Source organism: Pseudonocardia sp. Ae150A_Ps1, assembly GCF_001932315.1.
GTDB lineage: Bacteria > Actinomycetota > Actinomycetes > Mycobacteriales > Pseudonocardiaceae > Pseudonocardia.
On sequence record NZ_MCIJ01000001.1, the window covers coordinates 6,083,542 to 6,103,532 of the forward strand.

General features: G+C 73.5%; 19 protein-coding genes. 9 read left to right on the forward strand and 10 right to left on the reverse strand.

Annotation, left to right across the window (positions count from 1 at the left end; all coding sequences use genetic code 11):
• Positions 1-46 precede the first annotated feature (46 nt).
• Positions 47-820 (forward strand): sigma factor-like helix-turn-helix DNA-binding protein, encoded by a 774-nt coding sequence (locus tag Ae150APs1_RS28650; RefSeq protein WP_075301456.1) that lies wholly within the window; start codon positions 47-49, stop codon positions 818-820.
• The gene (locus tag Ae150APs1_RS32330; RefSeq protein WP_075301458.1) at positions 817-1,632 is read left to right on the forward strand and encodes a hypothetical protein; all 816 of its coding nucleotides are present in this window, start codon (positions 817-819) and stop codon (positions 1,630-1,632) included. The genes Ae150APs1_RS28650 and Ae150APs1_RS32330 overlap by 4 nt, the downstream gene beginning before the upstream one ends.
• Before the next feature lie 12 nt (positions 1,633-1,644).
• Here the strand turns inward: Ae150APs1_RS32330 and Ae150APs1_RS28660 are convergent, their stop codons facing one another.
• Positions 1,645-2,187, reverse strand: a complete 543-nt coding sequence (locus Ae150APs1_RS28660; protein ID WP_075301460.1) for a DUF402 domain-containing protein — start codon at positions 2,185-2,187, stop codon at positions 1,645-1,647.
• A gap of 74 nt (positions 2,188-2,261) precedes the next feature.
• On the opposite strand from Ae150APs1_RS28660, the gene uvrB reads away from it, so the two are divergent.
• The 4 genes from uvrB (at position 2,262) to Ae150APs1_RS28680 (ending at position 8,187) form a co-directional block, all read left to right on the forward strand.
• The gene (uvrB, locus tag Ae150APs1_RS28665) at positions 2,262-4,490 is read left to right on the forward strand and encodes an excinuclease ABC subunit UvrB (RefSeq protein WP_249266509.1); all 2,229 of its coding nucleotides are present in this window, start codon (positions 2,262-2,264) and stop codon (positions 4,488-4,490) included.
• Positions 4,491-4,620: 130 nt separating this feature from the next.
• On the forward strand, positions 4,621-5,898 hold the full coding sequence (locus tag Ae150APs1_RS28670; protein ID WP_075301462.1) for a glycosyltransferase 87 family protein: 1,278 nt from the start codon (positions 4,621-4,623) through the stop codon (positions 5,896-5,898).
• A gap of 84 nt (positions 5,899-5,982) precedes the next feature.
• A complete protein-coding gene (locus tag Ae150APs1_RS28675) occupies positions 5,983-7,260 on the forward strand; it encodes a GAF domain-containing protein (RefSeq protein WP_083680493.1) in 1,278 nt (425 codons plus the stop codon).
• 159 nt (positions 7,261-7,419) lie between these two features.
• On the forward strand, positions 7,420-8,187 hold the full coding sequence (locus Ae150APs1_RS28680; protein WP_010241611.1) for an acetoin reductase: 768 nt from the start codon (positions 7,420-7,422) through the stop codon (positions 8,185-8,187).
• A gap of 41 nt (positions 8,188-8,228) precedes the next feature.
• Here the strand turns inward: Ae150APs1_RS28680 and Ae150APs1_RS28685 are convergent, their stop codons facing one another.
• Entirely contained in the window at positions 8,229-9,155 is a 927-nt protein-coding gene (locus tag Ae150APs1_RS28685) for an ABC transporter permease (RefSeq protein WP_060572367.1), read from the reverse strand.
• Entirely contained in the window at positions 9,152-12,295 is a 3,144-nt protein-coding gene (locus tag Ae150APs1_RS28690; RefSeq protein WP_249266510.1) for an ATP-binding cassette domain-containing protein, read from the reverse strand. Before Ae150APs1_RS28690 ends, Ae150APs1_RS28685 begins: the two co-directional genes overlap by 4 nt.
• A gap of 379 nt (positions 12,296-12,674) precedes the next feature.
• Here Ae150APs1_RS28690 and Ae150APs1_RS28695 point away from each other — a divergent pair, with 379 nt between their 5' ends.
• Positions 12,675-13,769 (forward strand): TerC family protein, encoded by a 1,095-nt coding sequence (locus Ae150APs1_RS28695; RefSeq protein WP_075301466.1) that lies wholly within the window; start codon positions 12,675-12,677, stop codon positions 13,767-13,769.
• On the opposite strand, the gene Ae150APs1_RS28700 is transcribed toward Ae150APs1_RS28695, so the two are convergent.
• Positions 13,766-14,275: a metallophosphoesterase family protein gene (locus Ae150APs1_RS28700; protein WP_075302761.1), complete on the reverse strand. Its 510-nt coding sequence runs from the start codon at positions 14,273-14,275 to the stop codon at positions 13,766-13,768. The genes Ae150APs1_RS28695 and Ae150APs1_RS28700 overlap by 4 nt on opposite strands.
• Complete coding sequence (locus Ae150APs1_RS34060; protein ID WP_010241620.1) at positions 14,272-14,649, reverse strand: FKBP-type peptidyl-prolyl cis-trans isomerase; 378 nt, start codon at positions 14,647-14,649, stop codon at positions 14,272-14,274. The genes Ae150APs1_RS28700 and Ae150APs1_RS34060 overlap by 4 nt, the downstream gene beginning before the upstream one ends.
• Before the next feature lie 176 nt (positions 14,650-14,825).
• On the opposite strand from Ae150APs1_RS34060, the gene Ae150APs1_RS28710 reads away from it, so the two are divergent.
• Positions 14,826-15,449 carry an SMI1/KNR4 family protein gene (locus Ae150APs1_RS28710; RefSeq protein ID WP_075301468.1) on the forward strand — a complete coding sequence of 208 codons (624 nt, stop codon included), beginning with the start codon at positions 14,826-14,828 and terminating at the stop codon, positions 15,447-15,449.
• Between the two features lie 192 nt (positions 15,450-15,641).
• Positions 15,642-16,724: a sodium:proton exchanger gene (locus Ae150APs1_RS28715; protein ID WP_139317165.1), complete on the forward strand. Its 1,083-nt coding sequence runs from the start codon at positions 15,642-15,644 to the stop codon at positions 16,722-16,724.
• 68 nt (positions 16,725-16,792) lie between these two features.
• On the opposite strand, the gene pqqE is transcribed toward Ae150APs1_RS28715, so the two are convergent.
• The 5 genes from pqqE to pqqA form a co-directional block, all read right to left on the reverse strand.
• Positions 16,793-17,875, reverse strand: a complete 1,083-nt coding sequence (gene pqqE / locus Ae150APs1_RS28720; RefSeq protein ID WP_075301470.1) for a pyrroloquinoline quinone biosynthesis protein PqqE — start codon at positions 17,873-17,875, stop codon at positions 16,793-16,795.
• Positions 17,872-18,168, reverse strand: coding sequence for a pyrroloquinoline quinone biosynthesis peptide chaperone PqqD (gene pqqD / locus Ae150APs1_RS28725; protein WP_029239985.1), 297 nt, complete (start codon positions 18,166-18,168; stop codon positions 17,872-17,874). Before pqqD ends, pqqE begins: the two co-directional genes overlap by 4 nt.
• Before the next feature lie 4 nt (positions 18,169-18,172).
• Positions 18,173-18,886 carry a pyrroloquinoline-quinone synthase PqqC gene (pqqC, locus tag Ae150APs1_RS28730; RefSeq protein WP_075301472.1) on the reverse strand — a complete coding sequence of 238 codons (714 nt, stop codon included), beginning with the start codon at positions 18,884-18,886 and terminating at the stop codon, positions 18,173-18,175.
• 1 nt (position 18,887) lies between these two features.
• Positions 18,888-19,781: a pyrroloquinoline quinone biosynthesis protein PqqB gene (gene pqqB / locus Ae150APs1_RS28735; protein ID WP_075301474.1), complete on the reverse strand. Its 894-nt coding sequence runs from the start codon at positions 19,779-19,781 to the stop codon at positions 18,888-18,890.
• A 66-nt stretch (positions 19,782-19,847) separates the two neighbouring features.
• Positions 19,848-19,940 (reverse strand): pyrroloquinoline quinone precursor peptide PqqA, encoded by a 93-nt coding sequence (gene pqqA, locus Ae150APs1_RS31570; RefSeq protein WP_227012628.1) that lies wholly within the window; start codon positions 19,938-19,940, stop codon positions 19,848-19,850.
• Between the last annotated feature and the right edge of the window lie 51 nt (positions 19,941-19,991).

Consider the following 19,991-nt stretch of genomic DNA (forward strand, 5'->3'; position numbering starts at 1 on the left):
GCACGGGGACCGGGTACGGCGACGAGAGGACACGGGGTTGAGCACGGTGGCGCAGCGATACGGGGCGGGCGGCGAGTACGCCGGGCCCGGTCGCGTGCCCGGCGTCCCCCATCCGGACGAGTACGGGTACGACCCCTACGTCGGAGGGGCCCCGGGTGCCGAGTACGGGGCCTGGACCGGCGGCGGTGCGTGGGACGACGGACCGGCGGGCGAGGAGCCCCCGCCGATCAGCGGGGCGATGGTGCAGCAGCACCGCACGCTCCCGCACGGCGAGCTCCGCGCGGACTTCGGTGCGCACCTCGAGACGCACTACCCGCGCCTGGTGGCCCAGCTCTACGCGATCACGCTGAACCCGCAGGAGGCGCACGACGCCGTGCAGGACGCGTACTCGCGCGCCTGGCGGCGCTGGTCGGACCTGCGGGTCGACGACGGCCACGGCGCCGACGGCGACGCGGCCGTCGGCTGGGTGCGCCGGGTCGCGATCCGGACCTCGATGCGCGGCCGGTTCCTGCGACGCAGGCGCCGTCCCTCCGCGGAGGAGACCGACCCGCGCACCGGGGCCCTGCTGGAGGCGCTGGGCCGGCTCGGCGCGGCGGACCGCCGCGCGGTCGTGCTGCACCACATGGTGGGCCTGCCGGTCGGCGCCGTGGCGGAGCTGGAACGGGTCGGCGAGCAGGACGTCCGGCGACGGCTGGCGCGGGGGCGCGAGATCGTCACCGAGGGCATGGCCGAGGTGCTGGAGGAGATCGTCGGGGCGCCCGTGGCGTTCCCCGGCGCGGACGGTGGGTACCCGCCCGCCGTCGAGGGGGGACGGGCATGAACGGGTACGGCGACATCGACCGCGAGTTTCACCGGCTCGACGACGTGCTGGCGTCCGCGGTGCCGCTGCCGGCGATCGACGACGTGATCGCCCGCGCCGCCGGCGCCCGGCGCGCGACCACCGCCGCGGCCGCCGCGGTGCTGACCGTCGGCTCGCTGGGCGGGCTCACCGCGGTCGCGACGGCCGCCGCCCCGGGTGGCTCCTTCGTGGGAGCGCCGTTCGCCGTCGCCTCGCCGCAGACCGGCGCGTCGACCCCGGCGCCGGTGCAGGCCGAGGAGCCGGGCAGCCCCGCGCTCGACGACGGGACGCTGCCGCCGTCGTTCGACCCCACCACCGCCGCGACCGAGGGCGGCGCGCTGGAGGGCTCCGGCCCGGTGGCGGGTGCCCCGGCGCCCGTGCTGCCGCCGCCCCCGGCCCCGCCCGCCGGTGGGGGACAGGTCCCGCCGCCCCCGCCCGCACCGGGACCGGGTCCGGGTCCGGGCACACCGCCGCCGGGGGACGACGACGGTGGCAGCACGCCGCCCCCGTCGACGACGAACCCGCCGGAGGGCTCGCCGGACCCGACCACCCCGCCGACGACGCCGCCGCCGAGCGAGACGCCGACGCCGACCCCCACCGACGACCCGACGACGCCGCCGTCGTCGTCGAACGGGGAGGGCTCGCCGGAGCCGACCGAGACGACGACCTCGAGCTCGGCTGCCCCGACCACGAGCTCGACGACGGCCGGCCCGACCAGCACCAGCTCGGAGACCGGCGAGTCGTCGAGCACCAGCGCCGTCGGGCTCGGCCCGGCACAGCACCCGGCCGTCTGACCGGGCGCCGGGTCAGCCGGCGAGATCGGCGGGGGCCTCGGGCTCGGCGCGCGGCCCCAGGTCGACGCCGAGCGAGGCCAGCCACGCCTCGTGGTCGTGGCCGTGCCGCGCGAGACCGTCGAGCATCGCGTGCGAGCGCTCCAGGGCGTACTCGGCCTGCGCGGGGTCCAGGAGGCCCTGGGCGACCGCGGCGACGAACTCGTCCGTGTCGACGACCTCGGTCTCCCGGCCGCGGTGGACCACGAGATCCAGGTAGAGGTCGGTCATCCGGATCCGCCGGCCCTCCCGGACCAGCGACGCGACGTCGATGTACATGTCCTGGTCACGCTCGTGCCCGGGCCGCCACCGCCAGTCGGACAGGCAGACGCCGAGTTCCGGCAGCACCCAGGACTCGACCCACCAGGCGTTCGGCCGGGCGACGACCGGCCGGGAGACGTAGAGCCCCCAGCTCTCCTCACGGAGCGTCTCGATCTCGCGGCGGATGCCCTTGGTGTCGTACTGGGCGCGGGCGTCGGGGTCGAACAGCTGCGACTTCGGCGGGTGCACGGGGTGCATCCTGCCGGGGCGGGCGAGGGGCTGTCAGGGGCGTACGACGCGAAACTGTCGGAGGTCGCTCGTACCCTGGGGCCATGGCTTTCGCGACCGAGGTCCCGGGCTCCGCGGCGAGCACCGCCGTCGACGTGCACCCCGATGCCGGCACCACGCCGACGGACACGCCGCTCGCGCACTCCGAGCACCGCCCGGTCGGCGAGATCGAGCGGAAGGACGGCCGGTTCCAGGTCGTCAGCGACCTCCAGCCGGCGGGGGACCAGCCGACGGCGATCGCGGACCTCGACCGGCGGCTCCGCGCCGCCGAGCAGGACATCGTGCTGATGGGCGCGACCGGTACGGGCAAGTCGGCGACCACGGCCTGGCTGATCGAGCAGCAGCAGCGGCCGACGCTCGTGATGGCGCCCAACAAGACGCTGGCCGCACAGCTGGCGAACGAGCTGCGGGAGATGCTGCCGCACAACGCGGTCGAGTACTTCGTCTCGTACTACGACTACTACCAGCCCGAGGCGTACATCGCGCAGACCGACACCTACATCGAGAAGGACAGCTCCGTCAACGACGACGTCGAGCGGCTGCGGCACTCGGCCACGATGAACCTGCTGTCCCGGCGCGACGTCGTCGTGGTCGCGTCGGTGTCCTGCATCTACGGCCTCGGTACCCCGCAGTCGTACCTGGACCGGTCGGTGGCCCTGGCGGTCGGTCAGGAGGTCGAGCGGGACCGGTTGCTGAGGCTCCTGGTCGACATCCAGTACACGCGCAACGACATGTCCTTCACCCGCGGCACCTTCCGGGTCCGCGGGGACACCGTCGAGATCATCCCGGCGTACGAGGAGCTGGCGCTGCGGATCGAGTTCTTCGGCGACGAGATCGAGGCACTCTACCACCTCAACCCGCTGACGGGGGACACCGTCGAGCAGGTCGACGAGATCCGGATCTTCCCGGCCACCCACTACGTCGCGGGCCCGGACCGGATGGAGCGTGCGGTCTCCGACATCGAGGCCGAGCTGGAGCAGCGGCTCGAGCAGCTGGAGAACCAGGGCAAGCTGCTCGAGGCCCAGCGGCTGCGGATGCGCACCCAGTACGACATCGAGATGATCCGCCAGGTCGGGTTCTGCTCGGGCATCGAGAACTACTCGCGCCACATCGACGGCCGCGGGGCCGGCACCGCACCGGCCACGCTGATCGACTACTTCCCGGAGGACTTCCTCCTCGTCATCGACGAGTCGCACGTGACCGTGCCGCAGATCGGCGGCATGTACGAGGGCGACATGTCCCGCAAGCGCAACCTCGTCGAGTACGGGTTCCGGCTCCCGTCGGCGGTCGACAACCGGCCGCTGACCTGGGAGGAGTTCGCCGACCGGATCGGTCAGACCGTCTACCTGTCCGCCACCCCGGGGCCCTACGAGCTGAACCGGACCGGCGGTGAGTTCGTCGAGCAGGTGATCCGGCCGACCGGGCTGGTCGACCCCGAGGTCGTCGTGAAGCCCACCAAGGGCCAGATCGACGACCTGGTCGCCGAGATCCGCGACCGCACCGAGCGCGACGAGCGGGTCCTGGTCACCACGCTGACCAAGAAGATGGCCGAGGACCTCACCGACTACCTGCTCGAGCTCGGCATCAAGGTCCGGTACCTGCACTCCGAGGTCGACACGCTGCGCCGGGTGGAGCTGCTGCGCCAGCTGCGGTCCGGCGAGTACGACGTGCTGGTCGGCATCAACCTGCTCCGCGAGGGTCTCGACCTGCCCGAGGTGTCGCTGGTCGCGATCCTCGACGCGGACAAGGAGGGCTTCCTGCGCTCGGGCACGTCGCTGATCCAGACGATCGGCCGCGCCGCGCGGAACGTGTCCGGCCAGGTGCACATGTACGCCGACCGGATCACCGACTCGATGCAGTACGCCATCGACGAGACCGACCGTCGCCGGGCGAAGCAGGTCGCCTACAACACCGAGCGCGGCATCGACCCGCAGCCGCTGCGCAAGCGGATCGCCGACATCCTCGACCAGGTCTACCGCGAGGCCGAGGACACCGAGTCGGTGCCGGTCGGCGGCTCCGGGCGCAACGCCTCCCGGGGCAAGCGGGCCGCCGGCGAGGCGGGCCGGGCCCCGTCGGCGGGCAGCGCCGGTGTGCCGGCGAAGGACACCGCGGGGATGCCGCGGGCCGAGCTCGCCGACCTGATCCAGCAGATGAACGACCAGATGCTGACCGCGGCCCGGGACCTCCAGTTCGAGCTCGCGGCCCGGCTGCGTGACGAGATCGGGGACCTCAAGAAGGAGCTGCGCGGGATGGACGCGGCCGGGGTGACGTGACGGCCGTGCCGTAGGGCGGCCGGGCTGTGGGTGTGCAACGGCCTCCCGCTACCGTGGGCCACCGTTCTCGTCCACCACACGGCCGTCCGGGTCCTCCGGCCCGGCCCCGGCGCGCAGCGGAGGAGCCCGCGTGACCGTCACCAGCACCACGCCCGACCCGGACGTGCCCGTCCCCGGTGCCGGGACCCTGTTCCGGCTGCGGTCCGCGGCGTTGACCACGGCCACGCTCTGGGTGACAGTGCCGCTGCTGGCGGTCTCGCTGTTCTGGTCGTTCATCCGGCTCGGCGGCTACGCGCTCGATCTCGACGTCTACCGGCTCGGCGTGCAGGTGTGGATGGCGGGCGGCGACATGTACGGCCCGCTGCCGTTGCCGATGAACGGGCCCCCGCTGCCCTTCATCTACCCGCCGTTCGCGGCGATCGCGATGGTCCCGCTGACGGTGATCCCGTACGGCGCCGCGTTCGGCACCCAGTTCGTCGTCTCGTTGCTCTCGCTGGCGCTGTGCATCGTGCTGGCGATCCGGGCGGCGTGGCCGGCGGGCGGATGGCGTGCCGCGCTCGTCCTCGGAGTGCCGGCACTGGCGGCGACGCTGCTGATCGAGCCCGTGGCGCAGACCTACGCCTTCGGCCAGATCAACCTGGTCCTGATGGCGCTGGTCGCCGTCGACTGCCTCGCCCCCCGCACGCTCTGGCCGCGCGGCATGCTGCTCGGGCTCGCCGCCGCGATCAAGCTGACCCCCGGCGGGCTGGTGCTGTTCTTCCTGGTGCGCCGTGAGTGGAAGGCGGCGGGCGTCGCCGTCGTCACCGGTGTCGTCGCCACCGGGATCGGGTTCCTCGTCGATCTCGACTCGTCGGTCCGTTACTGGTTCGTCGGGGGGCCGGCGGCCGGGGTGAGCGGGTCGACGTTCTTCTCCAACGAGACCGTGCAGGCGTCGCTGGCCCGGATGGGGCTGCCCGAGCCGTGGTTCACCGTGCTGTGGCTGCTGATCGTCGCCGGGCTGCTCGCGCTGGCGGTGCCGGTGATCCGCCGCAGCGAGCCGGTGATCGCGCTGTCGGCGACCGCCGCCGTCGTCCTGATGGCGACGCCCACCGCCTGGTCGCACCACTGGGTGTGGGTGGTGCCCGCCCTGATCGGCATCGCCGCGCACGCGATCCGGTACCGGTCCGTCGCCTGGGGGGTGGTCGGCGCGGTCATCGCGACGATCTTCTTCCTCGCGCCCTTCCGCTGGCTGCCGAACGTGTGGGGCGTCCAGATGCGCTGGACCTGGTACGAGCAGCTGCTCTGCGCCAGCTACGTCGTCCCGGCGGTGATCGCGCTCGCCTTGGGCTGCTGGTACGTCACCCGCGGGGCGGGCCGCCCTGGCGGCCCGGCGGCACCTGCGCCGGAGATGCTCCGCGTCGGGCCCTGACCCCGCCCCGACCGGCTCGTCGTTCGGCGTGCCCCTATGGCGCGCGCCACAGGGGCACGCCTAACCTGGGGCCGGGAGGTGCCGGTGGCCGACGACGACGTCGAGAACGAGGCGAGCATCTGCGCGGTACGTCCGGGCACCGATCTCGGCAGGCACGCCCGCATGCTGTCCCGGCTGCACGACGCCGTGCTGTCCGGCGACGCCGTGCCCGACCGTGCCCGGCGGCTGGTGGCCCGCTCCTGGGACCGGGTCCGCGCGCAGGGTGTGAACCCCGACGCGGGTGACCCTCCCGGTCCGCTCGACGCGGGCGTGGTGGAGCAGCGACGGACCACCTCCCCGCTGGTCCCGGTGCTCCCGGCGTTGCGGTCGGCGCTCACCTCGATCGCCGAGGACGCGCGGCACGTGATGGTGGTGACCGACGCCGACGGGGTGCTGCTCTGGCGGGAGGGCTCCACCTCCGTCCGCCGCCGTGCCGACGCACTGGGCTTCACCGAGGGCGCGAACTGGTCGGAGCGCACGGTCGGCACGAATGCGATCGGGACCGCGATCGCCGAGGACGGACCGGTCCAGATCTTCTCCGCCGAGCACTTCGTGCGCAGCCACCACGGCTGGACCTGCACCGCGGCACCGGTGCACGACCCGCGCAGCGGGGAGCTGCTCGGGGTCGTCGACATCTCCGGGCCCGCCGAGACCATCCATCCGACGACGGTCGCGCTGGTCGACACCGCGGTGCGCCTCGCCGAGGCCGGGCTGTGGCAGTGGCACGAGGCCCGGCTGGAGATGCTGCGCACCATCGGCGCCCCGATGCTCGCCCGCTCGTCGGGGCCCGGTCTGGTCGTCGACGACCACGGCTGGGTCGCCGCCGCGACCGGGCTGCCCGGTGTGGAACGGGTCGCGGCACCGACCGCGGACCGGTTGCTCGCGGTGCACGGCCTGGGCCCGTGTCTCCCGGAGCCGGTCCCGGGCGGGTGGCTGCTGCGGCCCGCCGACGCCGGCGGCTCCCCGCGGATGCGGCTCCGCCTGGACCTGGACGCCCGCCCGCCGAGCGCCGTCGTCGAGGGCACCTCCCGCTGGGTGCACCCGCTGTCGACCCGGCACGCCGAGGTGCTCGTCCTCCTGGCCCGCGCGGGCACCGGTGGGCTGGACGCGGCGGCGCTGTCGCAGGGCCTGTACGGCGACCGGGCGCACCTGGTCACGGTGCGCGCGGAGATGTCCCGGCTCCGGCGTGGCCTCGGCGGGATCCTGCTGGCCCGCCCGTACCGGATCGCCCCGGAGGTCGAGCTGGACCTCGCCGGGGTCGCGCAGAGCCGGATCGTCCGCGACTCGGCGGCACCCGGCGTCGCCGCCCTCCGCCGGGCCTGACGGCCCGCGGCCGTCCCGCTGCAACCCGGCTGCAACGGTGGCCGTGACCGGCGTCACGCGGTGGACTCGGTGTGGCGGGCCGGGACCGGCCCACGCGGCAGGGACGCCGCGCCGCGCGCACCGGCGTCCCGCGCGTCTGCCGAGACGAAGGGAGCCGACATGGGTGTCGCCGTGGTCACCGGAGCAGGGCGGGGGATCGGGCGGGGCATCGCGTTGCGCCTCGCCCGCGACGGCCACTCGGTCGCCGTCAACGACGTGAACGCCGACGGCGCCGCCGCGGTGGCCGAGGAGATCGTCGCGGCCGGCGGGACCGCCCGTCCGTATCCCGGCGACGTCACCGACCCGGACGCCGTCACCGCGCTGGTGGGCCGGGTCGTCGACGAGCTCGGCGGGCTGGACGTCATGGTCGCGAACGCCGGGATCGCCCAGGTCAAGCCGCTGCTGGAGGTCACCCCCGACGACCTGCGGAGGATCTTCGACGTCAACGTGTTCGGTGTCGTGTACTGCCTGCAGGCCGCGGCCCGCGTGATGATCGACCGCGGCACCGGCGGCAAGATCGTCAACGCCGCGTCGATCGCCGGCCATGCCGGGTTCGACCTGCTCGGCCACTACTCGGCGACCAAGTTCGCCGTCCGCGCGCTGACCCAGGCCGCGGCGAAGGAGCTCGCGCCGCACCGGATTACCGTCAACGCCTACTGCCCGGGCATCGTCGGCACCGACATGTGGGACCTCATCGACGAGCAGATGGGCGCCCGCAGCGGCGCGGCGAAGGGGGAGACCCTGAAGCAGTACGCCCAGGGCATCCCGCTGGGACGGGTGCAGACCGCAGACGACGTCGCGGCCTTCGTCTCCTACCTGGCTTCACCGGACTCGGACTACATGACCGGCCAGGCCGTCATGATCGACGGCGGGGTCGTCATGGTCTGAGCCGCGCGCCGGGCCGGGGAGCCCCCCCGGCCCGGCACCGCTCAGCTGGTGATGTCCTTGCGGGTGAAGCGCCAGGCCGCCGCCCCCAGGAAGACGGTCGCGTAGCAGACCGCGGAGAACGCCCCGTAGGTCATCTCGGCCCAGTCGATGTCCCGGGCCAGCAGTGCGGACCAGGCGTCGCCGTAGTGGGTGGGCAGGAAGTTCCGGATCACGCCGAGGTCGTCGATCTGGTCGATGATCTGGGAGACGATCGACGCCATCACCGCCCCGCCGACTGCGCCCAGCGGTGCGTCGGTGCTCACCGACAGCAGCAGGGCGAGCCCCGCGACCCAGCTCAGCTGCACGGTGACGTAGAGCGCCCCGAGCAGGACCCGGCCGACGGCCGTCCAGAACGGCAGCGACTCGCCCACCGGGGACACCAGGTCCCCGGTGCCGTACGCGATCGCACCCACCACCAGCGACGCGATCGGGAGCAGCAACAGGGCCGCGACCGACAGCAGCCCCGCGACGACGGCCTTCTGCCGCAGCAGCCGCGCCCGCGGCACCGGGATCGCCAGCAGGTAGCGCAGCGACGACCAGGACGCCTCGGCCGCCACCGTGTCCCCGAAGAACAACGCCACCAGCACCACCAGCAGGAAGCTCGCCGACGCGAACAGCGTGAAGACCGCGAAGTTCGTCGCGGAACCCGACGCCAGGTCGACGAGGTTCGGCCCGCTCGCCGTGCCGCCGTCGTCGTCGCCGCCCAGTGAGAACGCCGCCCACAGGATGATCGGCATGGCCACGACCAGCGCGAACGCCACCTGCGTGCGGCGCCGCTCCAGCTGCCGGACCAGCTCGGTCCGCAGCGGCAGCGTCCGGCCGGGGACGGCCGGTGGCGCGGCCCCGCCCTCGACGAGATCGCCCACGTGCCCCCGCCGGGTGGACAGCTGGCGCTCGTCCCCGCCCCGGCGGCCGTCGTCGCTGCTCACGAGCCACCTCCGCTCACGTCACGGCCCTCCGGGCCCACCAGTTCCAGGAACGCGTCCTCCAGCCGTCCGCGCGGCCCGGCCGCGCTGACCGCGATCCCCGCGCCGACCAGCGCGGCGACGGCGTCGGCCCGCGCGACGCCGTCGAGGTGGGCGTGCACCACACCCGGTTCGTCGCCGGTGATCACGTCGGACACACCGTCCAGACCGGCCAGGATCCCGGCGGTCCGGCCGGTGTCGTCGACGGTGAACGACGACCCGCCGCCGGCCGCCGTGAGCTCGGCGACGGTGCCGGACGCGACGACCGTTCCCCGGTGCATGACGACGACGTCGGTGCAGGTCCGCTCGACCTCCGACAGCAGGTGGCTGGAGACCAGCACCGTGCGGCCGGCGGAGGCGTAGCGGCGCAGCAGCTCCCGCATCGCGTGGATCTGGGGCGGGTCGAGCCCGTTGGTGGGCTCGTCGAGGATGAGCAGCTCCGGGAGCCCGAGCATGGCCTGCGCGATCGCCAGCCGCTGGCGCATCCCCTGCGAGTACGTGCCGACCTTCCGGTGCACCGAGTCGCCGAGCCCGGCGATCTCCAGGGTCTCCGCCATCCGCGCCTGCTCCGGGGGGCGCCCGGTCGCCTGCCAGTACAGCCGCAGGTTCTCCGCCCCCGACAGGTGCGGCAGGAAGCCCGGCCCCTCCACGAACGCCCCGATCCGGGACAGCACCGCCGCCCCCGGGCGGATCGGGCGCCCGAACGCCCGCATCTCGCCACCCGTCGGTGCGATCAGGCCCAGCAGCATCCGAAGCACGGTCGTCTTCCCGGCGCCGTTCGGGCCGAGCAGCCCGAGCACCGCCCCGCGGGGCACCGTCAGGGAGACGTCGGAGACGGCCCGGAAGCCGTTGCGGTAGGTCTTCGCGAGGCCGCTCACCTGCAACGGCGGCACCTCGTCGCCGCTCCCGTCCCCGGCGGCGTCCGCGGCGTCCGGATCCGCACGGCGGGACCGGTACCGGGCGGCCAGCCAGAGCACCAGCGCGGCGGCGAGCACACCGGCGATCCCGAGGACCGGCCAGAGGGGCACGGTGCCTGCCGACTCGGTACGGCCGGGGACCTGCGGGACCGACAGCGTCCCGTCCCCGCCCGGGGAGACCCGCCACACCGCCGGATCGGTGCCCGAGTCGTAGGACTGGTCGGTCGTCGCGAACTGCACCTGCAGCCGGCTGCCCGCCGTGACCGGTGCGACGACGCCGGGCAGCGTCACCGCCACCTCCACCGGGCTGCCGTCGGCCGGGACGCCGACCCGCAGCGGGGCGACGGCGTTGCCGAGCAGGGTGCTGCGGCCGTCCGGGGACAGCGCACTCACCGAGGCGAACAGGACCGCCGTCGACGGCGCCGGCTGGCCCGGCACCCGCGCGATCCGCACCGTCGTCCGCGCGGCCCCGGACGGCTGCATCGCCTCGGCGACCGGCTCGGAGACGAACCGTGCGGACTGTCCGGGCGCGGCGAGCGAGGAGAGCGACCCGAGCGACCCCAGCGAGCCGAGCGCCGAGCCCAGACCGGGCAGCGAGGTGATCGCCGCCGGGTTGCCGCCGGGCGGGTGCGCGACGACCTGCTCGCCGCCCGACAGCGGGACGGGCGTCGCCGGGGTCGCGCCACCGGTGAGACCGGGGTAGCCGTCGGCGAGCACGGTGCGGCCGGTCGGCGTGTCGCCGCGGGTGCGGACGTTGCTGCGCACCTGGTAGGCGAACGGGGCCTCCGCCAGCGCTCCGGTCGTGCCGTCGGCGGCGGGTTCCCCGCGCAGGTGCTGGTCGAACCAGTCGCCGATCCGGGCGCGGACCTCGGAGTCCGGGGCGGAGCCGTCGTGACCGCCCGCGAACCACAGCACCGACACCGGCGTGCCGTTCGCGGCGATCTCCCGGGCGTTCGCGTCGGCCTGGTCGAGGCCGAAGAGGGTGTCCTGCTCGCCCTGCACCAGCAGCGCCGGCGCGGCGATCCGGCCGGTGGCGGTCGCGGGGGAGGAACGGCGCAGCAGTGCCGCCAGCTCCGGCGAGACCCGGCCGCTGCGGGCGGCCTCGGCGTAGGCGGCGCAGACGTCGGCGGCGAACCGGCCGCAGGTCACCTGTGCGCCCGGAACGGCGGCGGACGGTGCTCCGGGGACGCCTCCGGCTCCGGGGGCGGCGGAGCCGGGAACGGCCCTGCCGGCCGGGCCGCCGCTCCCGGCGGACGATCCGGCTCCGGGCGCGTCGGAGCCACCGGAGCCACCGGAGCCACCGGCCGACGATCCGCCGCCCCCCGCGGCGTCGTCGGACGCGTCACCAGAGCCACCCGGACCAGAGGGACCGCCGGAGTCACCGGTGCCGCCGGAGCCGTCGGATCCGGTGCCGTCCGAGCCACCGGGACCACTCGAGTCGTCCGGGCCACCCGACCCGCCCGAGCCTCCGGCGACCCGGCCACCGGAGCCGAAGAACACCCCGGCCCAGCCGCTCTTGAAGACCCCGTCCGGACCGTCCGCGGCCGCGGCGGGCGTGCCGGGCAGGTCCTCGCCGGCCGGGACCGCGTTGTTCGGGAACAGCGACTGCACGAGGTCGTTCCACGTCATCACCGGGGCGAGCGCGTCGATGCGGGGATCGGTGCCGGCGAGGAGCAGTGCGAGCCCGCCGCCGTAGGACCCGCCCGTGACGCCGGCCCGCGGGTCCCCGGCGCCGTCCTGCGCGACCTCGGGCCGCGCGGCCAGCCGGTCGAGGAGCCGGGACGCGTCGGCGACCTCGCGCTGCGGGTCGTTCAGTCCGATCGTGCCGCCGGACGCACCGAACCCGCGGGCGGTCCAGGTCTGCACGACGTAGCCGCGTGCGGCGAGCTCGCGGGCGTCGCGGTCGACCGACTGCTTCGACCCGCCGAAGCCGTGGGCGACCAGCACCGCGGGTGCGGGCGTGGCCGCCGTCGCGGAGGCCGGGACGTACAGCGAGGTGTCGATCCCGACCGACCCCGGCTCACCGGGCCCGGCGGGCACAGCGACCCGCTCCTCGGAGACGGTGACGGCACCGCCGTCGTCGCCGGTCGCGGCGGCGGCCACGGGGGCGACCGACACCAGGAGGCCGCCGACGAGCAGGGCGACGAGCGGACCGGTGAGCCGGCGGGCCCGGGGGAGGACGTGCACCACACCGAAACTACGCAGAACGCTCCGGCCGCGCCCCCGCGCCGGGTGCGGTGTCCGGCGAGTCACGTCGCCACCGGCCGGGGTGGGACGCTTCCGGCATCCGGAATCGGACCGGGCAAAAAGGACGGACGAGGTCCCCGTCCGGGTGGTACCGGGTGCTGTCGGTCACCCCGCCTCGCCACGCAACGGTTCTGAGGTGGACACTCCACGCGAACCGCAGGGGAGTATCCCTACCGCGGTGGTGTCGTCAGCACGGTGCCGACGGGAGCGTTGTTCCCGGTGGACCCGGCACCACCGGCCACGCCTGGCGCCGCCACCGCGGCGACGTGGCGGGAGAGACCTCGGGCCGTCTCATGCTGCCCTGGTCTGGAGGAAGTACGTGAACGTCCCCCTGTGGGTCTGGCTGGTCACGATCGCCGGGTTCGTCCTGGTCATCGGCGCCGATCTCTGGCTGAACGACCACAAGCCGCACGCCGTCACGCTCGGCGAGGTGACGCGCTGGGTCGCCTTCTACGTCGCGCTCGCCGTGGCCTTCGGTATCGGCATCTGGTTCGTCGCCGGAGGCACCTACGCCGGTGAGTTCTTCGCCGGCTACCTCACCGAGTACTCGCTCTCGGTCGACAACCTGTTCGTCTTCCTGATCATCATGTCGGCGTTCAAGGTGCCGGTGATCCACCAGCACCGGGTGCTGCTCGTCGGCATCGTGATCGCGCTGATCATGCGCAGCATCTTCATCGCGGCGGGCGCCGCGGTGATCAACGAGTTCAGCTGGGTCTACTACCTGTTCGCCGCGTTCCTCGTCTACACCGCGATCACGCTGGTCAAGCAGGCCGCGGGTGGCGACGACGAGGAGTGGGAGGAGGGCCGCGTCCTCCGCTGGGTGCGCAAGGTCTTCCCCGTCACCGACGACTACCAGGGCGCCAAGACGATCGTGAAGATCGACGGCAAGCGCTGGCTGACGCCGATGCTGATCGTGATGATCGCGATCGGCGTCACCGACATCATGTTCGCGCTGGACTCGATCCCGGCGATCTTCGGCCTGACCCAGGAGGCGTACCTGGTCTTCACCGCGAACGCGTTCGCGCTGATGGGCCTGCGCCAGCTCTACTTCCTGCTCGGCGGCCTGCTCAACAAGCTCGTGTTCCTGTCGTACGGGCTGGCCGTGCTGCTGGCCTTCATCGGCGTGAAGCTCGCGCTGCACGCCATGCACGAGAACGACCTGCCGTTCCTGAACGGCGGGGAGCCGCTGCCGGTGCCGGAGATCGGGATCGGGCTGTCGCTGGCCGTCATCATCGGCGTCCTGGCGATCACCACGATCTCCAGCCTGGTCGCGGTGCGCCTCAAGCCGGAGCTGGCCGAGCAGAGCAGCGCCATCACCGCGCCGCCGCTGGCGCGCTCGAAGGAGGAGGCCGCGCGGATCGTGGCCGCCGACGAGCAGGCCGACCACCACGTGTCGTCCCCGCCGCGCGACTAGCCCTCGAGGTGGTGGAGGACGACGTCGCCGATCCGGCCGTCGTCCAGCGTGAGCGTCATCCAGGTGTGGGTGGGCATCCGCCTGCGGTCGGTCGGCGACCCCGGGTTGAGCAGGCGGAGCCCGCCCGCGCACGTGTCCCACGGGATGTGCGAGTGCCCGAACACGAGCAGGTCGGTGTCCGGGTGTGCCCGCAGTGCCCGGTTCTCCCGGCCCTGCTTCGCGCCGGTCTCGTGGGTGACCGCGACCCGGACGCCGTCGATCACGACCCGGGCCGTCTCCGGCAGCTGGGCCCGCAGGTCGTCGCCGTCGTTGTTGCCCCAGCAGGCGACCAGCCGGGCCGCCCGCGCCGACAGGCGGTCGAGCAGCTCCACCGAGCACCAGTCGCCCGCGTGCACGACGACGTCGGCGGCGTCCACCGCATCCCAGACCGGCCCGGGGAGGCCGCCCTCGTGGGCGCCTCCCCGGGCCGGGGCATGGGTGTCCGAGATCAGGACGAGCGAGCTCAGTTCACGCCGACCAGGTCGCAGACGAAGATCAGCGTCTCGTTCGGCGCGATGACGCCGCCGGCGCCACGGGCGCCGTAGCCCAGGTGCGGCGGGATGACGAGCCGGCGACGGCCGCCGATCCTCATGCCGACGACGCCGGTGTCCCAGCCGGAGATGACCTGGCCGGCGCCGAGGCCGAACTGCAGCGGCTGGCCACGGTCGTACGAGTTGTCGAACTCGCGGCCGGTGGACTGGGAGACGCCGACGTAGTGCACGGCGACGGCGTCGCCCGGCTTGGCCTCCGGGCCGTCGCCGACGGCGAGGTCCTCGACCACCAGGTCGGTGGGCAGCGGGCCGTCGACGATCTCGACGGCGGGCTTCTGCGGTGCGGTCACGGTGCGTGCTCCCAGCGGGCTGGATCCCGACCTCGGTCGGCTGTCCCCGGGGACCCTGCCAGAACGGGGTCCACCGGGACGCGCCGGACCCCGGGCCGTGCCGCTCGCGGAGCGCCCGGTGCCGGTCGTCCCCGATCCGGCCCGGTGACCACCCGGTTCGTGCCAGGCTGCGCCCCATGACCGATCCCGACCCGCGCGTCGCCTGGACCACCTGGCTGGCCGCCCTCGACGCCGCCGGCTACCCCGCATCGGAGAACGCCCGTCCGTCCGCCGCCCCGGCCGACGTCGACGCCGCCGAGGTCGTGTTCGGCAGCCCGTTCCCGGCCGCGCTCCGGGCGCTCTACCTGCTCTGCGACGGTCAGTGGAACGACCACCCGCGGGTGCCGGGGTACAAGCCGGACCGGTTCACCAGCCTCTTCCCGGCGACCTACCGGATGCTCCCGGTCGCCGAGGCCGTGGTGATCTACCGCGGCTGGCTGGACGTGCTGGAGGACGGCAGCCACGACCACGTGACCGTCCGCGCCGGTGACCCGGTCCGGGCCCGCTACTGGGACGCGGGCTGGTGGCCGCTCGCCCTCGACGGGGGTGGGAACGCGCTCGCCGTCGACGTCGTCCCGGAGCCGGGCGGGGACGTGGGCCAGGTCGTCGTCGCCGGGCCGGACGAGGACGAACGCCGGCGCGTCGGGGCCGGCGTCACCGACTACCTGCGCCGGTTGGCCGCCTCCGCACTGCCCGCACCGCAGGACCCCGACCCCGGCGGGTCGTCGTACTGCTTCTGGGACCTGCCCGACCTGCGCTGAACCGCCCCAGCGGTCCGGATCGGACGGTGTGGTGCCGATCACCGCGGACAGGACATAGTGCTCCGATGAGGATCGGAAATCAACTCTGTCGTGGCCGTCACATTCTTGCGAGCATCTATCACAGCATCGATCCCGGTGGGGTGACGCCGGTGTCGTGGTGCGCGCACGAATACTCACACGACGAGTTCGCCGATGGCGTTCGCGCTGGTCCGCGGCGGTGTGGCGACGAGGAGGCTGCGACCGCCGATGATGTCGATCCTCATATTCGCGGCCGGTGCCGCGTTGCTGATCTACAGCGCCGAGAAACTGATCACCTATCTGGTCGGGGCCGCCCGCGGTCTCGCGATCTCCGTCTTCCTCCTCGCGGTGATCTTCACCGGAATCGAGTTCGACGACCTCGTGTTCGGTGTCGCGCTCAACCTGGAGGGCATGGAGGACGTCGCGCTCGGCGTCGTCTTCGGCACGGTGATCTCGATGGTCGGCGTGGTGCTGGCGCTGGCCGCACTGCTGGTGCCGTGCCGCGTCCAGGTGCCCCGCGACTACCTCGTGATCTTCGCGGCGTCCCCGCTGGTCCTGGTGGCGCTGGCGTTCGTCGGCCAGATCGGGACGGCACTGGCGATCCTGCTGATCGCGCTGTTCGTCGCGTTCGTGGCCTACGTCGCGGTGCGCGAGCGCACCCGGTCGGTCGCGGTGTTCCGCGACAGCGAGGTCATGGAGGGGGCCGGGAACGGCGGTGGCGGCACACTGTCCGACGACGTCTCCCGCACCGGCGACATGACACTCACCTCCAAACGGCACCTGCCCGGCTGGGCACTGCTCGGGCTGGCGGTGCTGTCGCTGGTCGGGCTGGTCGTCGGCGCCTGGGTGATGGCCGAGGGCACCGAGGGCATCCTGGAGGACTTCGGGATCGTCGGCACCGTGTTCGGCGCGACCATCGCGACCCTGGTGCTGACCCTGGAGGACATCTTCCTCACCGTCGAGCCCGCCCGCCGCGGTGCGCCGCTGATCGGCGTCGGCAACGTCATCGGGTCGGTCGTGTTCTCCGTGACGGCCAAGCTCGGCATCATCGTGCTGGCCGGCGGGGCGATCGAGGTGGGCGACGACGTCTTCGTCTGGCACCTGCCGGCGCTGATCCTCCTGATCGGGTTCTCGACGTACGCGTTGTGGACCGGACAGCTGCGACGCTGGCACGGCGTCGTGCTGCTCGTCGGCTACGTCCTCTACTGGATCGTCAGCTTCGTCGTCTTCGGGGTCGTCCCTGCGGACGACGATTAGGGGCGCTGCGCGCCCGTGAGTGGAAAAAGTGGCCCTGACCCACTTTTCCACTCACGAGCGCGGAGCGCCTACCGATGTGGCCGCGGCACCAGCTCGAGGTCGACGGGGTCCGGGCGGTTCGCCTCGGCCACGGCCTCCTCCACCCGGGCGTGCTCGGGGGAGAGGTGGCAGACCGGGTCGGTCGCCGCCGGGTCCCCGGTCAGCTGGAAGGCCTGGCAGCGGCAGCCCCCGAGGTCGATCTCCTTGCGGTCGCAGGTCCGGCACGGGTCCTGCATCCAGCTGTCGCCGCGGTACGCGGTGAACAGCGGCGCGGAGGTCCAGATGTCGGCGAGCGAGGACTCCCGGACGGACGCGGGCGGCAACGGCAGGGTCTGCGCGGCCGGGCAGGGCAGTGCGTGCCCGTCCGGCGCGACGGTGAGCTGTCGCTGCGCCCATCCGCCCATGCAGGGCTTCGGGTAGCGGCTGTAGTAGTCGGGCAGCACGTGCACGATCTCCATGCGCCCGGCCAACCGCGCCCGGGCCGCCGTGACGATCTCCTCGGCGCGGTCGAGCTGCTCGCGGCTGGGCAGCAGCGACGACCGGTTCTTCCACGCCCAGCCGTAGTACTGGGTGTTCGCCAGCTCCACCCGGTCGGCCTGCAGCTCCTCGACCAGGGCGATGATCTCGCCGATCCGGTCGATGTTCTGCCGGTGCAGCACGACGTTGACGGTCAACGGCCAGCCCAGCTCCCGGACCAGCCGGCACGCCTCGATCTTGCGCTCGAAGGAGCGGACCCCGGCGATCCGGTCGGACGTGGCGGGTTCGTCGGCCTGGACACTGACCTGCACGTGGTCGAGCCCGGCGGCGCGCAGCGCCTCGGCCCGCGGCCGGGACAGCCCGATCGCGCTGGTGACCAGGTTCGTGTACATCCCCAGGGACTGCGCCGTGCGCACCAGCTCGGTCAGGTCGCGGCGCAGCAGCGGCTCGCCGCCGGACAGGTGGCACTGCAGCACCCCGAGGTCGGCCGCCTCGGCGAACACCCGCTGCCAGTCGGCGGTGGAGAGCTCGTCGTCGTAGCGGGCGAGCTCGATCGGGTTGGAGCAGTAGGCGCAGGCCAGCGGGCAGCGGTAGGTGAGCTCGGCGAGCAGCCCGAACGGGCGCGGCGCGGTCATCGGCCCGCTCCGCCGAGGGTCACGAGGTTCCGGTCCGCGAGCCGGCCCAGGTAGTCGCGCACCTGGCCGGCGACCGTGGCCTCGTCGGCACCCTCGTGCCCGGCGACGAGCGCGGCGACGATCTCGTCGACCGTCCGGCCGCCGTCGCACAGCGCCAGCACGGCGTGCCCGGTGGGGTTCAGTACGACGACGGTCTCCGGTCCGAGCAGGACGTGCCCGCCGGTGGCCCGGTCCGGACGCATCCGGACGAACTGACCGAGCCGGGGACGGGCGTCGCCGGGAACCTCCGTCACGGTGTCACCCACGATCGGGATAGGCATGGTCGATCGCGTCCATCATGGACCACAACACGTCGCACTTGAAGGACAGCGCGGCCTCGGCGGCGTCCTGCTCGGCGGCGCTGTGGCAGTGCTCGACGACGACCTCGAGCGCGTGCTCGGAGTCCCGCGGTGCCTGGAACAACCGGTTCCGGAAGTACTGGAGGCCGTCCGGCTCGATCCAGGTGTAGTACTTCTCGAACGCGGCCAGCCGCTCGGCCATCAGGTCGGGCGCGAACAGCTCCGTCAGCGAGGACGCGACCGCCTCGACCCACGGCTTCGTGCGGGCGAAGGTGACGTAGGCGTCGACGGCGAACCGGACACCCGGCTGGACGTGCCGGTGGTCGAGGATCTCCGCCCGGCTCAGGCCGCACGCCTCGCCGAGCCGCAGCCACGCCTCGATCCCACCGCTCGTGGGGCCGTCGGCGACGGTGCCGTCGTGATCGGTGATGCGGCGGATCCAACGCCGCCGGACCGTGACGTCCGGGCAGTTCGAGAGGATCGCCGCGTCCTTGACGGGGATGGCCTCCTGGTAGGCGAACCGGTTCGCGACCCACCCGCGGATCTGGTCGGGCGTCAGCGTGCCCTCGTTCATCCGCAGGTGGAACGGGTGCGCGCTGTGGTAGCTGCGGGCGTGGGCGCGCAGGCGTTCCACCAGTGCGGTGCCGGTGCCGCTGTCGAGCGTTGCGCTCACCTCAGACCTCCAGGTCCAGTCCGTCGGTGCCGACCGTGAAGCCGGCCTTCTCCACCTCGGCGCGCTCGTCCGAGTCGTCGAGCAGGATCGGGTTGGTGTTGTTGACGTGCACGTAGACGACCCGCGGCAGGCCCAGCCGGGACAGCACGTCCAGACTGCCACCGGGGCCCCCGACGTGCAGGTGTCCCATGTCGTGCGCGGTCTTGGAGGCCAGGCCGAGCCGGATCATCTCGTCGTCGTGCCAGGTGGTGCCGTCGATCAGCAGCACGTCGGCACCCGCCAGCTCGCCCAGCACCGCGGGGGTCAGCTGCTGGACCCCGGGCAGGTACACCGCGCTGCGGCCGCTCGCGGTGTCGGTGAACCGGTAGCCGACGACCCGGCCCGCGCTGTCGCCGCCGGTGCCGAACCGGTCGTGCTTCGCGGTGGGCACGTCGAACGCCCGGTAGACGAGCCCGCCGAGGTCGTGCCCGGTCCCGGGGACGACGGGTGTCCAGTGCACGGGGCAGAACTTCTCGAGCGTGTCCAGCAGACCGGTGCCGGCGCGCAGGGTGCGTTCGGAGGCGGCGGTCGCGTGCACGTGCACACCGCTGCCCTCGCGCAGCAGCACCAGGCCGAGCGTGTGGTCGATCTCGGCGTCGGTGAGCAGTACGCCCTGCAGCGGTGAGGCCCGGTCGCCGGTGGGGTGCAGCGCGGGGGTGTCCGCCAGCTGCGTGCGGACGTCGGGGGAGGCGTTGACGAGCCACCACCGTTCCCCGTCCGGGCTGACCGCGATCGACGACTGGGTACGCGGTGTCGCGGGGCGCGTGCCGTCGCGCACCGCCCGGCACCCCGGGCAGCCGCAGTTCCACTGCGGGAATCCACCACCGGCTGCCGAACCCAGGATCCGGACGCGCATGTTCCTCCTCGTAGGCACGCCGCAGGGGCGCCGGGTCCTCTCCGGCGCCCCTGGACGTTCACTCCGTCACGCCTCGGTGCGGGCGATGTACATCGTCACCTCGGGCGCGCAACCGACCTCCTCGAAGTCGGGGGCCTCCCACTCGGTGATGCTCTCCACGGCGGACACCTCCTTTCGGGTCTCGGGTCTGCCGTGTCCAGAATGGCCGGT

Coding starts and splice junctions, on each gene's coding strand:
- uvrB (WP_249266509.1), top strand. CDS start 2,262: ATGGCTTTCGCGACCGAGGTCCCGGGCTCCGCGGCGAGCACCGCCGTC.
- Ae150APs1_RS28660 (WP_075301460.1), bottom strand. CDS start 2,187: ATGCACCCCGTGCACCCGCCGAAGTCGCAGCTGTTCGACCCCGACGCC.
- Ae150APs1_RS28715 (WP_139317165.1), top strand. CDS start 15,642: ATGGCGTTCGCGCTGGTCCGCGGCGGTGTGGCGACGAGGAGGCTGCGA.
- Ae150APs1_RS32330 (WP_075301458.1), top strand. CDS start 817: ATGAACGGGTACGGCGACATCGACCGCGAGTTTCACCGGCTCGACGAC.
- Ae150APs1_RS28680 (WP_010241611.1), top strand. CDS start 7,420: ATGGGTGTCGCCGTGGTCACCGGAGCAGGGCGGGGGATCGGGCGGGGC.
- pqqE (WP_075301470.1), bottom strand. CDS start 17,875: ATGACCGCGCCGCGCCCGTTCGGGCTGCTCGCCGAGCTCACCTACCGC.
- Ae150APs1_RS28710 (WP_075301468.1), top strand. CDS start 14,826: ATGACCGATCCCGACCCGCGCGTCGCCTGGACCACCTGGCTGGCCGCC.
- pqqB (WP_075301474.1), bottom strand. CDS start 19,781: ATGCGCGTCCGGATCCTGGGTTCGGCAGCCGGTGGTGGATTCCCGCAG.